Annotated in this window: 13 protein-coding genes; 9 read left to right on the top strand and 4 right to left on the bottom strand. The window is 68.5% G+C overall.

Translation table 11 applies throughout. The features are described 5' to 3' along the window. Nucleotides 1-17 precede the first annotated feature (17 nt). The gene (locus tag ACSQ9E_RS17605; RefSeq protein ID WP_436218660.1) at nucleotides 18-1,706 is read left to right on the top strand and encodes an acyl-CoA synthetase; all 1,689 of its coding nucleotides are present in this window, start codon (nucleotides 18-20) and stop codon (nucleotides 1,704-1,706) included. A gap of 4 nt (nucleotides 1,707-1,710) precedes the next feature. On the opposite strand, the gene ACSQ9E_RS17600 is transcribed toward ACSQ9E_RS17605, so the two are convergent. Both ACSQ9E_RS17600 and ACSQ9E_RS17595 read right to left on the bottom strand, forming a co-directional pair. Then, complete coding sequence (locus ACSQ9E_RS17600) at nucleotides 1,711-2,397, bottom strand: Crp/Fnr family transcriptional regulator (protein WP_436218659.1); 687 nt, start codon at nucleotides 2,395-2,397, stop codon at nucleotides 1,711-1,713. 164 nt (nucleotides 2,398-2,561) lie between these two features. Further along, nucleotides 2,562-3,965 (bottom strand): chloride channel protein, encoded by a 1,404-nt coding sequence (locus ACSQ9E_RS17595; protein ID WP_436218658.1) that lies wholly within the window; start codon nucleotides 3,963-3,965, stop codon nucleotides 2,562-2,564. Nucleotides 3,966-4,229: 264 nt separating this feature from the next. Between ACSQ9E_RS17595 and ACSQ9E_RS17590 the strand changes: the two genes are divergently transcribed. From ACSQ9E_RS17590 to ACSQ9E_RS17565, 6 genes are all read left to right on the top strand, one after another. Further along, entirely contained in the window at nucleotides 4,230-5,225 is a 996-nt protein-coding gene (locus ACSQ9E_RS17590; RefSeq protein WP_436218657.1) for a molybdopterin-binding oxidoreductase, read from the top strand. 343 nt (nucleotides 5,226-5,568) lie between these two features. Next, the gene (gene kdgD / locus ACSQ9E_RS17585; protein ID WP_436218656.1) at nucleotides 5,569-6,480 is read left to right on the top strand and encodes a 5-dehydro-4-deoxyglucarate dehydratase; all 912 of its coding nucleotides are present in this window, start codon (nucleotides 5,569-5,571) and stop codon (nucleotides 6,478-6,480) included. A gap of 200 nt (nucleotides 6,481-6,680) precedes the next feature. Next, nucleotides 6,681-7,652: a Bug family tripartite tricarboxylate transporter substrate binding protein gene (locus ACSQ9E_RS17580; RefSeq protein ID WP_057204721.1), complete on the top strand. Its 972-nt coding sequence runs from the start codon at nucleotides 6,681-6,683 to the stop codon at nucleotides 7,650-7,652. Nucleotides 7,653-7,701: 49 nt separating this feature from the next. After that, a complete protein-coding gene (gene gudD / locus ACSQ9E_RS17575) occupies nucleotides 7,702-9,051 on the top strand; it encodes a glucarate dehydratase (protein WP_436218655.1) in 1,350 nt (449 codons plus the stop codon). A 56-nt stretch (nucleotides 9,052-9,107) separates the two neighbouring features. Continuing rightward, nucleotides 9,108-9,386 (top strand): type II toxin-antitoxin system RelB/DinJ family antitoxin, encoded by a 279-nt coding sequence (locus ACSQ9E_RS17570; RefSeq protein ID WP_057204718.1) that lies wholly within the window; start codon nucleotides 9,108-9,110, stop codon nucleotides 9,384-9,386. Then, a complete protein-coding gene (locus ACSQ9E_RS17565; RefSeq protein ID WP_436218654.1) occupies nucleotides 9,358-9,678 on the top strand; it encodes a type II toxin-antitoxin system YafQ family toxin in 321 nt (106 codons plus the stop codon). Before ACSQ9E_RS17570 ends, ACSQ9E_RS17565 begins: the two co-directional genes overlap by 29 nt. Before the next feature lie 9 nt (nucleotides 9,679-9,687). Here ACSQ9E_RS17565 and ACSQ9E_RS17560 read toward each other — a convergent pair whose 3' ends face one another. Both ACSQ9E_RS17560 and ACSQ9E_RS17555 read right to left on the bottom strand, forming a co-directional pair. Then, nucleotides 9,688-10,491 (bottom strand): IclR family transcriptional regulator, encoded by an 804-nt coding sequence (locus tag ACSQ9E_RS17560; protein ID WP_436218653.1) that lies wholly within the window; start codon nucleotides 10,489-10,491, stop codon nucleotides 9,688-9,690. 57 nt (nucleotides 10,492-10,548) lie between these two features. After that, a complete protein-coding gene (locus ACSQ9E_RS17555; protein WP_436218652.1) occupies nucleotides 10,549-11,460 on the bottom strand; it encodes a LysR family transcriptional regulator in 912 nt (303 codons plus the stop codon). Between the two features lie 103 nt (nucleotides 11,461-11,563). On the opposite strand from ACSQ9E_RS17555, the gene ACSQ9E_RS17550 reads away from it, so the two are divergent. Continuing rightward, the gene (locus tag ACSQ9E_RS17550; protein WP_436218651.1) at nucleotides 11,564-13,009 is read left to right on the top strand and encodes an aldehyde dehydrogenase family protein; all 1,446 of its coding nucleotides are present in this window, start codon (nucleotides 11,564-11,566) and stop codon (nucleotides 13,007-13,009) included. Nucleotides 13,010-13,031: 22 nt separating this feature from the next. Next, nucleotides 13,032-14,651, top strand: coding sequence for a benzoylformate decarboxylase (gene mdlC / locus ACSQ9E_RS17545; RefSeq protein WP_436218650.1), 1,620 nt, complete (start codon nucleotides 13,032-13,034; stop codon nucleotides 14,649-14,651). Nucleotides 14,652-14,678: the final 27 nt, after the last annotated feature.

The raw sequence follows: 14,678 nt of genomic DNA, 5'->3' as shown, positions 1-14,678 counted from the left end.
AAAAAATGGAGACAAGCATGAGCCACACCCCCCGCCGCAGCCCCTACCAGCATGGCCTTGAGCGCACCCCCGCCAACCACCTGCCGCTCACGCCGCTGGGCTTTCTGGACCGCAGCGCGCAGGTGCATCCCGATGGCATTGCCGTGGTGCACGCGGGCCGCACGCAGACCTGGGCACAGACACGCGAGCGCGCCTACCGCCTGGCAAGCGCGCTCGTACAGCGGGGTGTGCAGCGCGGCGACACCGTGGCCATCCTCGCGCCCAACACGCCGGCCATGCTGGAGGCGCACCTGGGCATCCCGCTGTGCGGTGCGGTCATCAATGCCATCAACTGCCGGCTCGATGCCGAGGGCATCGCCTTCATCCTGCAACACGGCGAGGCGCGCATCCTGTTGGTGGACAGCGAGTTCGCGGCGCTGGCCGCAAAGGCCGTCGCTGGCCTGGCCCAGCCGCCGCTGGTGGTCGCCATCCACGATGCGGGCCTGCCCGCGCAGCCGGCCTTCGGTGCAATCGACTACGAAGCCCTGCTGGCCGAGGGCGACCCGGCCTTCGAAGGCCTGTGGCCCGAGGATGAGTGGGACCCCATCGCGCTCAACTACACCTCGGGCACCACCGGCGACCCCAAGGGCGTGGTGCCCAGCCACCGGGGCGCCTACCTGATGAGCATGCTGCAGCTGACGGACTGGGCCATGCCGCGCAGCCCCGTCTACCTGTGGACGCTGCCCATGTTCCACGCCAACGGTTGGTGCTTCACCTGGGCCATCACGGCGGCGGCGGGCACGCACGTGTGCTTGCGCAAGGTCACGGCCAAGGCGATATTCGAAGCCATTGCCGAGCACGGGGTGGACCACTTCTGCGCTGCACCCACGGTGCTGGCCATGCTGGCGAATGCACCGGCACACGAGCGCATCGCGCTGCCGCGCGCGGTGCGCGTGCTCACCGCGGGTTCGCCGCCGCCCGCCGCCATTCTGCAGACCATTGCCGCCATGGGCTTCGACGTGGACCATGTGTACGGCATTACCGAAGTCTCGGGCACACCCGTGAGCTGCGTGCGCCAGCCGGGCTGGGCCGCCTTGCCCGAGGCCGGGCGCGCCCAGCTGCAGGCGCGCCAGGGCGTGCGCGCCGCCGCGCTGGAGCACCTGCGCGTGCTCGACCCCGACACGCTGCAGCCCGTGCCGGCCGATGGCGTGACGGCCGGCGAGATCATGCTGCGCGGCAACACGGTGATGAAGGGCTACCTCAAGAACCCCGGCGCCACGGCCAAGGCCTTTGCAGGCGGCTGGTTCCACACCGGCGACATCGCGGTGCTGCACCCCGACGGCTATGTGCAGATCACCGACCGCTCCAAGGACGTGATCATCTCGGGCGGCGAGAACATCTCCTCGGTGGAGGTCGAGGACGTGCTGCACCGCCACCCCGCCGTGCTGCTGGCCGCCGTGGTGGCCCAGCCCGACGAGCGCTGGGGCGAGGTGCCCTGCGCCTTCGTGGAGCTCAAGCCCGATGCCGTGGGCAGCGTGAGCGCCGAGGAGCTCATCGAGTTTTGCCGCAGCCATCTGGCGCGCTTCAAGTGCCCGCGCCAGGTCGTGTTCGAGGCGCTGCCCAAGACGGCCACCGGCAAGATCCAGAAGTTCCGCCTGCGCGAGATCGCGGGCAGCCGCGAGGCGATCACGCGGCTGGCGCAGGTTCAGACCGAGCCCGCAGGCTGAGCGTTCAGCCTTCCTGTGCGATGGCCTGGAGTACCTTCAGGTCGATCACCTCGATGGAGCCATAGCCCAGGCGGATCGCGCCCCGGTCCTGCAGCTCCTGCAGCGCCCGGTTGGCCACCTGGCGCGACACGCCCGACAGGCGCCCCAGCTCTTCCTGCGACAGCGTGATGCGCCGCGCGGTGTTGGGGAACAGTGCATCGTTGAACAGCCCCGACAGGCTGTAGGCCACCTGCGCCGTGGTGTCGCCCAGCCGGTCGGTCTGCACCTGCGCGACGTAGTGGGCCAGGCGCGCGTTGAGCTGCCCGATGAGCCACAGCGCAAACGGATGGCTCTCGTGCAGCAGCCGCAGGAACTCGCTGCGCGGCAGCAATGCCACCACGCTGTCGGTCAGCGCCGTCACCGCATAGGGCCGGGGCTCGTCCTTGAGCACCGAGCCCTCGCCGAACCAGGCGCCCGAGGGCACGCCCGCAAAGGTGCTGGTGCGGCCTTCGGCGGTGATGTTGTCCAGCTTGAGCATGCCCTCCATCACCCCCGCCCAGTGCGCCGTGGGCGTGCCGCGCGCAAACACCGCGCCGCCCGCGGGGTAGCTGCGCACCGTGATGGCCTTGCGCACGCGCGCGGCCTCCTCGGCGGTGAGGGCGGACACCCAGGGCGATTGGACGAGGAAGAGGTCGAGGGGGTCTGCGGTCATGGCGTCCATGGCATCGAAGGAGAGCGCCTGGATTGTGGCGGCGATCCTGCTCGGCTCCAATAGGGCAAAGCCTGTGTGCGACATCTGCCATGGTCGCGGCCATGCGCGCATGCATGCTGTTGCGCAGCGTGGAGACTCTTCTCAGGGGCCGCTGCGGGCCGAGGTCACGGCGGCGGTGCGGGAGGTGAGACGGCCCTGGGCGCAGGCGCAGGCACGGGCGAAGGGGGCGGCGATGGCGCAGGCGCAGGCGCAGGCGGTGGCACCATGGACTGCAGCATGGCCAGGGACAGCGTTTCGTACAGCGGCCGCGCCAGCATGCGGGAAACCAGGCTGGCGAGCATGGCCGCCGCCATCAGGCTGAGCACCATGGCGTGGCCGTCGACCATCTCCATGACGATGATGAAGGCCGTGAGCGGCGCCTGTGTGACGGCTGCGAGGAAGGCCGCCATGCCCATGGCGATGAGGGCGGGCGCTATGTCGCCGCCCAGCAGCAGCGACACGTTGTGGCCCACGCCCGCGCCGATGGACAGCGATGGGGCGAATATGCCACCCGGCACGCCCAGCCAGGCCGACAGCCAGGTGGCGACGAACTTGAGCGTGACGTAGAACGCCGGCATGTCGGCCTCGCCGGCCAGCATGTGCTTGACCGCTTCGGAGCCCGCGCCGAAGGTCGCGCCGCCGGTGGCCAGGCCGATCACCGCCACCACCAGCGCGCCGACCGCCGCGAAGCGGATCGGAAAGCGCGCGCGCAGCCGGCACATGCGCTCGGAGGTGCCGGTGAGCGAGGCGGCCAGCAGCTTGGCGAACAGGCCGCCCAGCACGCCGCAGGCCAGCGCCACGCACAGGCCGGGCAGCAGGGCGTCCCAGTCCAGGCGGGGCACCTGGATGCGGCCGAAGTAGCTCAGGTTGCCGAACGCCGATACCCCCATCAGCCCGGCCAGCACGATGGCCGTGATGATCACGCCGCTGCTGCGCGACTCCATCTTGCGCGACAGCTCTTCGATGGCGAACACCACGCCGGCCAGCGGTGCGTTGAACGCCGCCGCAATGCCCGCTGCGCCGCCCGCCACCAGCAGCGCATGCGCGGTGATGCCCGAGCGCGGGTCGAACCAGCGGCGCGCGTGGTGCATGACACCGGCCGCCACCTGCACCGAGGGGCCTTCGCGCCCGATGGACAGCCCCGCGAGGAAGCCCGCACTGGCCAGCAAGATCTTGGCGAACGAAAGCCACAGCGAGACGAAGCGCCCGCGCTTGCCTGTCTCCAGCGCCGGATCCAGTGCGGTGATGACCTGCGGTATGCCCGATCCCGCAGCCCCTGGCGCCCAGCGCCGCGTGGCCCACACCACCGCCGCCGTGACGGCCGGCATCCACAGCAGCACGGCCCAGCCACCCTGCCATTGGTAGATGTGCTGGAACAGCTCGAACGCCGCGTCGGCCAGCAGGGTGAAGGCCACCACGCACAGGCCTGCGGCACAGGCGTAGGCGAGCACGATGGAGCGGTCCAGCCAGCGCCGGCCGTCCTTCAGCTCCTCGCGCAGGTTGTCGAAGAAATTGGGCTCATGGTTCATGCGGGGCAGGCAGTGTGCGAAGCGGCAGGGCTCTGGGGCGTTGGCAAAACGGGGGCGGCGTGCAGGCCGGGCGGCAAGGTGTTGCATTGCGACTGCATCGCGCTGGGTGCAGTTCCCCGCTCGGGGCCACAACCCTGTCTGCATGCAAGAAGTCTACCAACCCGGTGGGTACCGTATTGCGTAAACAGGTGCTACTGGCACCTTCTGCTGCGCAGGCGGTGCCAGAATGGGCTTATCACCAGAATATATGAACGGGAGCCCCTCATGCCCAGCCTGCGCATCCAGCCGACGACCCTGAAGGCCGCGCTCTGCGCTGCGGTGGTGTGGCTGGTCCAGGGTTGCGCCACCCAGGCCGGCGACCCGCCCCGCGTGCAGGTCGTGTGCGCCGTGGATGCGGTGGCCGCCGAGTCGGTCGTGGACCTGCGCCTGCAGGGCGTGGTGCAGCAGCAGGTGAGCTTCAGGGACGACACCGGCCCGCAGGCGCGCAGCTATACCGGCGCGGCGCTGTGGCCGCTGCTGCAGGCCTGCGCGCTGCAGTCGGATGCGGCCACGGACCTCCATGGGCAGCGCGCGGCGGCGTTGCGCCGTTATGTCCTCGCCAGCGGGGCCGAGGGCTATAGCGCCGTGTTCTCGGTGGGCGAGCTGCACCCGGATTTTGGCAACAAGGCCAGCATCGTGGCCTATGCAGAGGCTGGGGCAGGCGATGCCGATGCCGCAGGGACAGCGCCATCGCTGCGCATCACCGCGCCGGGCGATGTGCAGGGCAGTCGCTACGTGGCCGGCCTCACGCGGCTGGAGGTGCGCTCGTCCGGCTCGGTGGGCGCGGGCAGCGGTGCGGCGCAGTCGCAGGCCGTGCAGGTGCTGGGCGCGGTGAAGAACACCCTGCGCCTTGATGAAGCGGCCCTGCGCGCGCTGCCGGCGGTCACGCAGGTGGTGGGCGGGCGCCGCTACACCGGCGTGGACCTGTGGGCGCTGCTGAGCGCCGTGGCCGGTATCGAGGCCGACAGCGCCAGCGGTGCCAACGTGCAGGGCATGTACCTGGTGGCCACCGGGGCGGATGGCTACCAGGCCCTGGTATCGCTGGCCGAGATGAGCCCCGAGCTGGGCAACCAGCGCGTGCTGATCGCCTACCGCCTGGACGACCAGCCCATGGCGCGCGGCATGGCACGGCTGGTGGTGGCGGGCGATGGCAAGGCCGGCCGCTCGGTGTCGGCGCTGGAGGCCATCGAGGTGTTTGCGGCTGCGCCTGCGGTGCCGTAGGCGGGCACGGCAGGGGGGCACCCGCGCGGGCGGCGCTTCGCTGCGGCTTGCCTTTGGGTTCCTTGGCGGGCAGGCAGGCATCGCTTGGATGCCAATCCACAAAAAATAGAGAGGTTATCGCATAACAAAGGGTTTTCCCTATAGTTTGCGCAAATGTTAACGTTAACATTCATACGTTGCAGCCTTTTGGCGTGATTTGAAGCGAGATTCTGCTCGGCTTCCACTCTGCCCAAGCCGGTCTGCAAGCTCGCTTGGCCTTGCCTGAATCCCGCGAAACAGGGCGCTGCGAGCCACTTGTACGACCTGTTGAAACGCCCTGACACCCACCAGCCCCGCTACCACCATGAACCCGCAAGAACTCAAATCCATCATGGGCTCCGGCCTGCTCTCGTTCCCCGTCACGGACTTCGATGCCCAGGGCGACTTCAACCCCAGGGGCTATGCCGCGCGCCTCGAATGGCTGGCCCCCTATGGCGCCACCGCCCTGTTCGCCGCCGGCGGCACAGGTGAGTATTTCTCGCTGTCGGGTGCCGAATACGGTCAGGTCGTCAAGACCGCTGTGGACACCTGCCGCGGCAAGGTGCCGATCATTGCCGGTGCCGGCGGCCCCACCCGCACCGCCATCGCCCACGCCCAGGAGGCCGAGCGCCTGGGTGCCCACGGCATCCTGCTGTTGCCCCACTACCTGACCGAAGCCGGCCAGGAGGGTTTGATCGAGCATGTGGCTGCGGTCTGCAACAGCGTGAAGTTCGGCGTCATCGTCTACAACCGCGACCGCACCAAGCTCACGGCCAATTCGCTGGCCATCCTGGCCGAGCGCTGCCCGAACCTGATCGGCTTCAAGGACGGCGTGGGCAACATCGAGACCATGTCCTCGATCTTCATGAAGATGGGTGACCGCTTCTCCTACCTGGGCGGCCTGCCCACGGCCGAGGTGTATGCAGCAGCGTACAAGGCGCTGGGCACGCCGGTGTACTCGTCGGCGGTGTTCAACTTCATCCCCAAGACGGCGATGGACTTCTACAAGGCCGTGGCGGCCGACGAAATGGCCACGCAGCACAGGCTGCTCAAGGACTTCTTCATGCCCTACCTGGACATCCGCAACAAGGTGGAAGGCTATGGGGTGAGCATCATCAAGGCGGGCGCCAAGCTGGTGGGCCACGATGCAGGGCCTGTGCGTGCGCCGCTGACGGACTTGAAGCCTGCCGAAATGGAGCAACTGAAAGCGCTGATCGACAAGCTCGGCCCGCAGTAAGAGCGGCTAACAAAACTCTTCTGGCGTCGTTGCCGCGTCTTGTCGTACTACTCGTACTGCCTACGACGCAGCGCCTAGCCAGAACCGCTTCGCTGAGTTTTGTTATCCGCTCTATGCGCAGCCTCCGCCCCACGCAAACCCCCAAGGCCCCGCAGAGGGCTACCGCAACGACAACACCACCACCTCCGGAGACATCCACCATGCTCGTCAAAAAACTGCTGCTGCTTGCCAGCGCCTGCACCCTGGCTTTTGCCGCAACGGCACAGACCACCCCCTGGCCCGAGAAGCCCGTGACCATCGTCGTGCCGTTCCCGGCCGGTGGCTCCACCGACATGGTGGCCCGCGCCATGGCCCTGCAAATGGGCGAGAAGCTGGGCCAGAGCTTCGTGGTGGACAACCGCCCCGGTGCCACGGGCACGCTGGGTGCCGGTGCGGTCAAGCGCGCCGCGCCCGATGGTTACACGCTGCTGGTGTCGTCCCTGGGCGCCTTCGTCGTGGCGCCGCACCTGCTCAAGAGCGTGCCGTACGACGCGCTCAAGGATTTCGACTACATCACCGTGCCCGTGCAGGCGCCCAACGTGCTGGTGGCCGCACCCAACCAGAAGGCCCGCACCGTCAAGGAGGTGATCGCCCAGCTCAAGGCCAACCCCGGCAAGGTGAGCTTTGCCAGCTCGGGCAACGGCTCGTCGGACCATCTCTCGGCCGAAGTCTTCTGGCAGCAAAGCGGCACCGAAGGCCTGCACATCCCCTACAAGGGCGGTGCCCCGGCCATCAACGACCTGCTGGGCGGGCAGGTGGAGTTCTCGTTCCAGAACGTGAACGCGGTGCTCGCGCACATCCGCGCCGGCAAGCTGCATGCCATTGCCGTCACCGGTGACAAGCGCAGCCCCGTGCTGCCCGACGTGCCCACCCTGGCCGAGGCCGGCGTGGCCGGTGCTGAGGTCTATTCGTGGCAGGGCATGGCCGCGCCCAAGGGCCTGCCCGCCGCCGTGAAGAAAAAGCTCTCGGACGCCGCCATCGCCGCCATGAACGACCCTGCGGTGAAGAAGCGCATGCTCGACCAGGGCCTGGAGATCGTGGCCAGCACGCCCGAAGCCTTCACCGCCTACCAGGCGCGCGAATTCGCACGCTGGAAGACCGTCATAGAAACCCGCAAGATCACTGCAGATTGAGCAACCCAGGGGGCGCCCCTGCGCGCCTCCTTACTGTCTTTTGACCACCATGACCTCCTCCATCCCCTCTGCCACCAGCACCCCCGTCGTCACCGAACTGCGCGTGGTGCCCGTGGCGGGCCACGACAGCATGCTCATGAACCTGAGCGGCGCGCACGGCCCCTTCTTCACGCGCAACCTGATCATCCTGCGCGACAGCGCGGGCAATACCGGGGTGGGCGAGGTGCCCGGCGGCGAGAAGATCCGCCAGACCATCGAGGACGCCCGCCCGCTGATCGTGGGCCGGCCCATCGGCCACCACAATGCCGTGCTCAACGCCATGCGCGCCCAGTTTGCCGACCGCGATGCGGGCGGGCGCGGCCTGCAGACCTTCGATCTGCGCATCACCATCCACGCCGTGACGGCGGTGGAGTCGGCCTTTCTGGACCTGCTGGGCCAGCACCTGAACGTGCCCGTGGCCGCGTTGCTGGGCGACGGCGTGCAGCGCGATGCGGTCCAGATGCTGGGCTACCTGTTCTACGTGGGCGACCGCGCCAGGACCGACCTGGCCTACCGCACCGAGCCCGGTGCCGACAACGACTGGTTTCGCCTGCGCAACGAGAAGGCCATGACCGCTGATGGCATCGTGCGCCTGGCCGAGGCGGCGTACGAGCGCTACGGCTTTGCCGACTTCAAGCTCAAGGGCGGCGTGCTGCGCGGCGAAGAAGAGGTCGAGGCCATCCGTGCGCTGCACGAACGCTTTCCCGAAGCACGCGTGACGCTCGACCCCAACGGCGGCTGGCTGCTGAAGGACGCCATCCGCATCACGCGCGACCTGCACGGCGTGATGGCCTATGCCGAAGACCCCTGCGGCGCCGAAGGCGTGTTCTCTGGCCGCGAGGTGATGGCCGAGTTCCGCCGCGCCACGGGCCTGCCCACCGCCACCAACATGGTCGCCACCGACTGGCGCGAAATGGCGCACAGCCTGGCCCTGCAGTCGGTGGACATCCCCCTGGCCGACCCGCACTTCTGGACCATGGCCGGATCGGTGCGCGTGGCCCAGATGTGCCAGGCCTTCGGCCTGACCTGGGGCTCGCATTCGAACAACCACTTCGACGTCTCGCTGGCCATGTTCACCCACGTGGGCGCCGCCGCCCCCGGCCGCGTCACGGCGATCGACACGCACTGGATCTGGCAGGACGGCGAGCGCCTGACCAAGGAGCCGTTCCAGATCAAGGACGGGTTCATAGCGCTGCCCAAGAAGCCCGGCCTGGGCGTGGAGCTGGACATGGACGAAGTGGAGCGTGCCCACCGCCTGTACCTGGAGCATGGCCTGGGCGCCCGCGACGACGCCATCGCCATGCAGTACCTGATCCCGGGGTGGAAGTTCAACAACAAGGCACCGTGCATGGTGCGGTGAGGGGGCTCTTGACTGTATCTCAAAAGAGATACAAAATTGGGCCAAAGGATCACACCATGGCCCGTTCCAGCATGCTCCACGTCCGCGTGGACGACGACATCAAGGCGCAAGCCGGCGAGGCACTGGCAGCCATGGGGTTGTCGGTGTCGGATGCCGTGCGCATTCTGCTCAAACGCGTGGTCAATGACCAGGCCTTTCCGCTGGAACTCAAGGTGCCCAACGGCGAGACCCGGGCGGCCATGGAAGAGGCCCGCGCAATGGCCAAGAGCCGTGCCGCGCGTTTCGATTCCGCCAGCGCCCTGATCGATGACCTCGAAAAAGCCCGCCAGCAGTAAGCGGGCGTCCCCACCCAGGGCGTGCGACTACACCAAGGCTTTTCTCAAGGACTGGGAACGTCTTTCCCGATCCGGCCGATACGACCTTGCGCGCCTGAAAGAGGCCATGCTATTGCTGGTGGCCAACGACGCTCCTTTGGGCGCGGAGTGGCTGGACCATCCGCTCAAAGGCAACTGGGCAGACCACCGCGAGTGCCATATCGGCGGGGACTTCCTGCTGATCTACCAAGTGGACGGCAACGCCATCATCTTCGTGCGGACGGGTACGCATTCCGAACTGTTCGAGGAATGATCCACGGGGCTATCGTGTACCGTGCCCCGCAAACCCCAGCGCCGCCGACAGCGCCCGCGCTTCCTCCTGCACCAGCGCGGCATAGTCTTTCACCAGCGCTTCGCTGAGCCGGGCGCTCGGGCCGAACAGGCCGAGCGAACCGACCACACGGCCGCTGCTCTCGAAGAAAGGGGCGGCGATGGCGACCGCGCCCTGGATCAGTTCGTCGCGGCTGGTGGCATGGCCGTCGCTGCGCACTTGCTGGAGCTGACCGGTGACCCGCTTCGCATCTGCCGCGCTGGTCGCGCCATACGCCGGCAGGTCGCGTGCGTCGACATTCAGCCAGGCCAGGATGGAGCGGCCGCTGGCGCCGCGCACCAGCTTCTCGCGGTAGCCCACGCCGCGGCGAAAGCTCAGCGGCTGGGTGCTGGGCAGCTCGGCCACGCAGACGCGGTCCACGCCCTCTTGCACGTGCAGCGACACGGTCTCGCGCGTGGTCTCCCACAGCCGGCGCATCATGGGCTGGGCCACGGTCTCGTAGCTGGTGCCGGCCGACCAGGCATGCGCCAGTTGCGCCACGGCAGGGCCCAGGCGAAAGCGCTGGGGCTCGCCCTGCGAGCTGAGAAAGCCCTTGGCGTCCAGCGTGTCGAGCAGGCGGTACAGGGTGGGGCGGCTCAGGTCCACGCGCTTGAGCAGCTCGGCCACCAGCAGGCCATCGTCGCCGGGCTTGAAGGCCAACAGAATGTCCAGCGCGCGCTGCACGGCACGCACGCCGCCCTCGGATTTGTCGGTGTCGGCAGTGGCATCGGCTGTCGACGCAGTGGGTATTTTCATGGTGCTACTGTAGCGTGAATTGTCCATCTGACGGACTCGATTCCGGGGCGATTTTCCTCAAGAAGCTTCGAGTTCACGCAGGCACTGCAGGGCCATGTCCATGGCGGCGCTGCGCGAGGTGTCGCGGCGCCAGTACATCATCACCGGCGGGGCTGCGCTGAAGCGGATGGGCAGCCTTTTCAGCGCCCCCATGCGCTCGTACTGTGCGATGGAGCGCTCTGAGGCGATGGTCACCATGTCGCTGGCGGTCAGCATCGAGAAGCTGGCGAACACCGAGTTCGACTGCAGCGCATCGGCCGGCAGGCTGCGGTTGGCCAGGCGCAGCTCTTCGTTGAGCAGGGTGCGCACCGGCGTGTCGGGGCTGAACACCACCCAGCGGTAGCGGTACAGGTCGTCCCAGTCCATGGACTTGAGGCGGTGCAGCGGGTGGCCCTTGCGCGCCACGAAGTGCAGAGGCTCGTCATAGAGCTCTTCCGATTCGACCTGCGCCGTCAGGTACTGCGGCTGGTAGCGGCCCACGGCAATGTCGAGCTCGCGCCGGCCCAGCATTTCCATCAGCCGGTCCATCGTGCCTTCGAAGATGTCCACGCGGGCGCGCGGCATGGCCTGCAGCAGGGCCAGCACCGCCGCCGGCACGGTGCTGGCAATCGTCGCCCCCGATCCGCCGATGGCCACGTAGCCGGTGCTGCCGGCCACCAGCAGCGCCATTTCGTCACGCGCCCGGTCCAGGTCGACGCCGATGCGCCGGGCGTGCTCGATCAGTGCCTCGCAGTAGTGCGTGGGCCGAAGGCCCCGCGCGTGCCGCTCGAACAGCACCACGCCGATGTCGGCCTCCAGGTCCTTGAGCCATTTGGACAGCGCGGGCTGCGTCATGTGCAGCAGCTCGGCCGAGCGGCTCACATTCTGTGTCTCGGCCAGGCTGACCAGCAGCTGCAGGTGGCGCAGGCGGATGCGTTGTGTCCAGTCCATGAGGTATGTCCTGTTTTGTATAGCTAAGTCATTTTATTCATTGGATTGTTGATGGCTTGCCGCCAATACTGCGCAACTGAACGACAACCAGGAGACACGACTCATGACGAAGGTGGCGCAGCATTACATCGACGGGGCCTGGGTGCCCGCACGCGGAGCCATCGGCACCACGCTGAACCCCGCCACGGGCGAGCCGGCCGGGGAGTTCGTGGAGGGCACGGCCGCAGACGCGCAGGCCGCCATCGCCGCCGCCGATCGCGCATTCCATGCCACGGCCTGGAAGCACGATGCCCGGCTGCGCTCCGAGGTGCTGCTGTCTGCCGCCAGCCGGCTCGAAGAGCGCCGCGAGCAGGTGGCCCACCTGCTGGTGGCCCAGAACGGCAAGCTGCTGCGCGAGGCCCTGGGCGAGGTGGGCGCTGCCATTTCCGAGCTGCGCTACTACGCCGGCCTGGCGCGCAACCTGTTCGGGCGGGTGGTCGAGATCGAGCCGGGCTGCTTCAGCACGCTGCACCGCGAGGCGGCCGGCGTGGCGGTGATCATCGTGCCCTGGAACGCACCGGTGACCTTGCTCGTGCGCTCGCTGGGCCCCGCGCTGGCGGCCGGCTGCACCGTGGTCGTCAAGCCCGCGCACCAGACCGCGCTGGTGAGCAACCTGGTGCTGGAGACGGTGCTGTGCGACCCGCGCGTGCCGGCCGGCGTGGTCAACACCGTCACCGAGTCCGGCGCCGAGGTGGCGCGCGCGCTGTGCGAGTCGCCCGACGTGGGTGTGATCAGCTTCACCGGCTCCACCGCCGTGGGCAAGGCCATCGCACGGGCCACGGCGGGTAATCTCACGCGCCTGTCGCTGGAGCTGGGTGGCAAGGCCGCTGGCTTGGTCTTTGGCGACTGCGACATCGCCGCCACCCTGCGCGGCATGCTGGCGGGCGGGCTGATCCTGTCGGGTCAGCAGTGCACGGCGCTGGCCCGGGTGATGGTGCACGAATCGGTCTACGACCGCTTTGCGGCCGAACTCTCCGAGGCCATGCGCCGCGTGCAGCCCGGCCCAGGCATGGACCCCGCATCCGGCATGGGGCCGTTGATCGACGTGGCCAACCGCGAGCGCATCCGCGCGCTGGTGGAGGGCGCGCCAGGCGCCTCGGGCAAGGTGCTGGTGCACGGTGAGGTGCCGGGCGGTGCGCTGGCCCGAGGCGCTTTCATCGCCCCCAGCCTGATCGCCGTGGACGACCTGGCCAGCCCGCTGGTGCAGAACGAATTGTTCGGCCCGGTGATGGTGATCGAGCGCTTCAAGGACGAGGACGATGCCGTCATGCGCGCCAACGCCACGCGCTATGGCCTGGCGGCCAGCGTCTGGACGGGCGACGCGGGCAAGGCCCGGCGCGTCGCCAGCCGGCTGCGCTCGGGCAGCGTCTGGATCAACGCGCACAACAAGCTCTTTGCCGAGATCGAGACCGGCGGCGAGCGCGACAGCGGCTACGGCCGGCTGCATGGCGTGGAGGGCATGAACGACTTCCTGGTGACCAAGCATGTCTACCAGAGCCACATTGCGTGACCCCGCAGCAGAAAGCGACCCGATGAATTCATCCCCAATTACGACCGAGGCCCTGCAGGGACTGGCCCTGCCCACCGTGCGCGACACCTTCTACCAGCTGATGCGCGAGGTGGGCTGCACGAAGATCTTCGGCAACCCCGGCTCCACCGAGCTGCCGATGGTGCGCAACTTTCCCGACGATTTCGAGTACGTGCTGGGCCTGCAGGAGGCCTCGGTGGTCGGCATGGCCGACGGATACGCGCAGGCCAGCGGCAACGCCGCGTTCGTGAACCTGCACTCGGCTGCCGGCGTGGGCAACGCCATGGGCAACATCTACACTGCCTTCAAGAACCAGACGCCGCTGGTCATCATCGCGGGCCAGCAGTCGCGCTCGATCCAGCCCTTCGACCCGTATCTGAACTCGCGCCGCGCGGCCGAGCTGCCCCAGCCCTACGTGAAGTGGAGCATCGAACCCGCGCGTGCGGAGGACGTGCCCGCAGCCATCCGCAAGGCCTACCACATCGCCATGCAGCAGCCACGCGGCCCCGTGCTGGTGTCGGTGCCCTCCGACGACTGGGACAGGGGCTGCCAGCCGCTGATGGCGGCGCAAGTCAGCCAGGTGGTGGCGCCCGACCCGGCGCAGATCCAGCGGCTGCGCACGCTGATCGGCAGAAGCCGGCGCGTCGCCCTGGTGGTGGGCGCGGCCATTGATCGGGAGTCGGCCTGGCCCGAAGCAGTGCAGCTGGCAGAGGCTTGCCAGGCTGCCGTCTTCGCGGCGCCCATGTCCTCGCGCGCCTCCTTCCCCGAGACACATCCCCACTTCCAGGGCTTCCTGCCCGCCTCGGCGGCGGCCATCCGTGAGCAACTGCACGGCCATGACCTGGTTCTGGTGGTGGGCGGGCCTGCGTTTACCTACCATGTGGAGCGCGATGCCGAAGGCTCGCACCTGCCCGAGGGCGCCATGCTGGCGGTGCTGACCGACGACGCCGAGGCCGCCGCCTCCGTGCCCCAGGGCATTGCGGTGCAGGGCAGCGTGCGACTGGGGCTGCAGGCTCTGCTGCAGGGCCTGGGCGAGCGGCTCGCGGCCGACGTGCCGCGCCGGCCCCGGCCCGCGCTGGCCGAGGGCACCAGCCCCACCAGCGTGGCCTACGTGCTGCAGACCCTGTCGCGGCTGCGTGATGCGCGCGACATCATCGTCGAGGAGGCGCCGACGGCCCGCGTGGTGATGCACCAGTACCTGCCCATCACCGAGCCCGGCACCTTCTACACCATGGCCAGCGGCGGGCTGGGCTACGGCATGCCGGCGGCCGTGGGCATCGCCATGGCGCGGCGCGACCGGCGTGTCATCTGCGTGATTGGCGACGGCTCCAGCATGTACAGCATCCAGAGCCTGTGGACGGCTGCCCAGCAGGGCGCCAACGTGGTCTTCGTGGTGCTCAACAACCGCCGCTATGCGGCGCTCAAGCGCTTTGCCGGCGTGCTCGGCTTCGCGCCGAGTGAAAAACTGGTCGGCATCGACATCCCCGGCATCGATTTCAGCGGCCTGGCCACGTCGCAGGGCTGCTTTGGCGAGAAGGTGGACCGCTGGGAGCAGGTCGAGCCAGCGCTTGCACAGGCCCTGCAGCGCCAGGGCCCCAGCGTCATCGACGTGGAAGTGGCCTGATGGCAGGCCGCATGCCACGATAGGTGG

Origin of the sequence: Acidovorax sp. LjRoot118, assembly GCF_964253575.1 — a bacterium.
In the GTDB taxonomy this organism is placed as follows: domain Bacteria; phylum Pseudomonadota; class Gammaproteobacteria; order Burkholderiales; family Burkholderiaceae_C; genus Acidovorax.
Note: the sequence above shows the minus strand (reverse complement) of the source record. Positions and strands in the feature narration are given on the sequence as shown.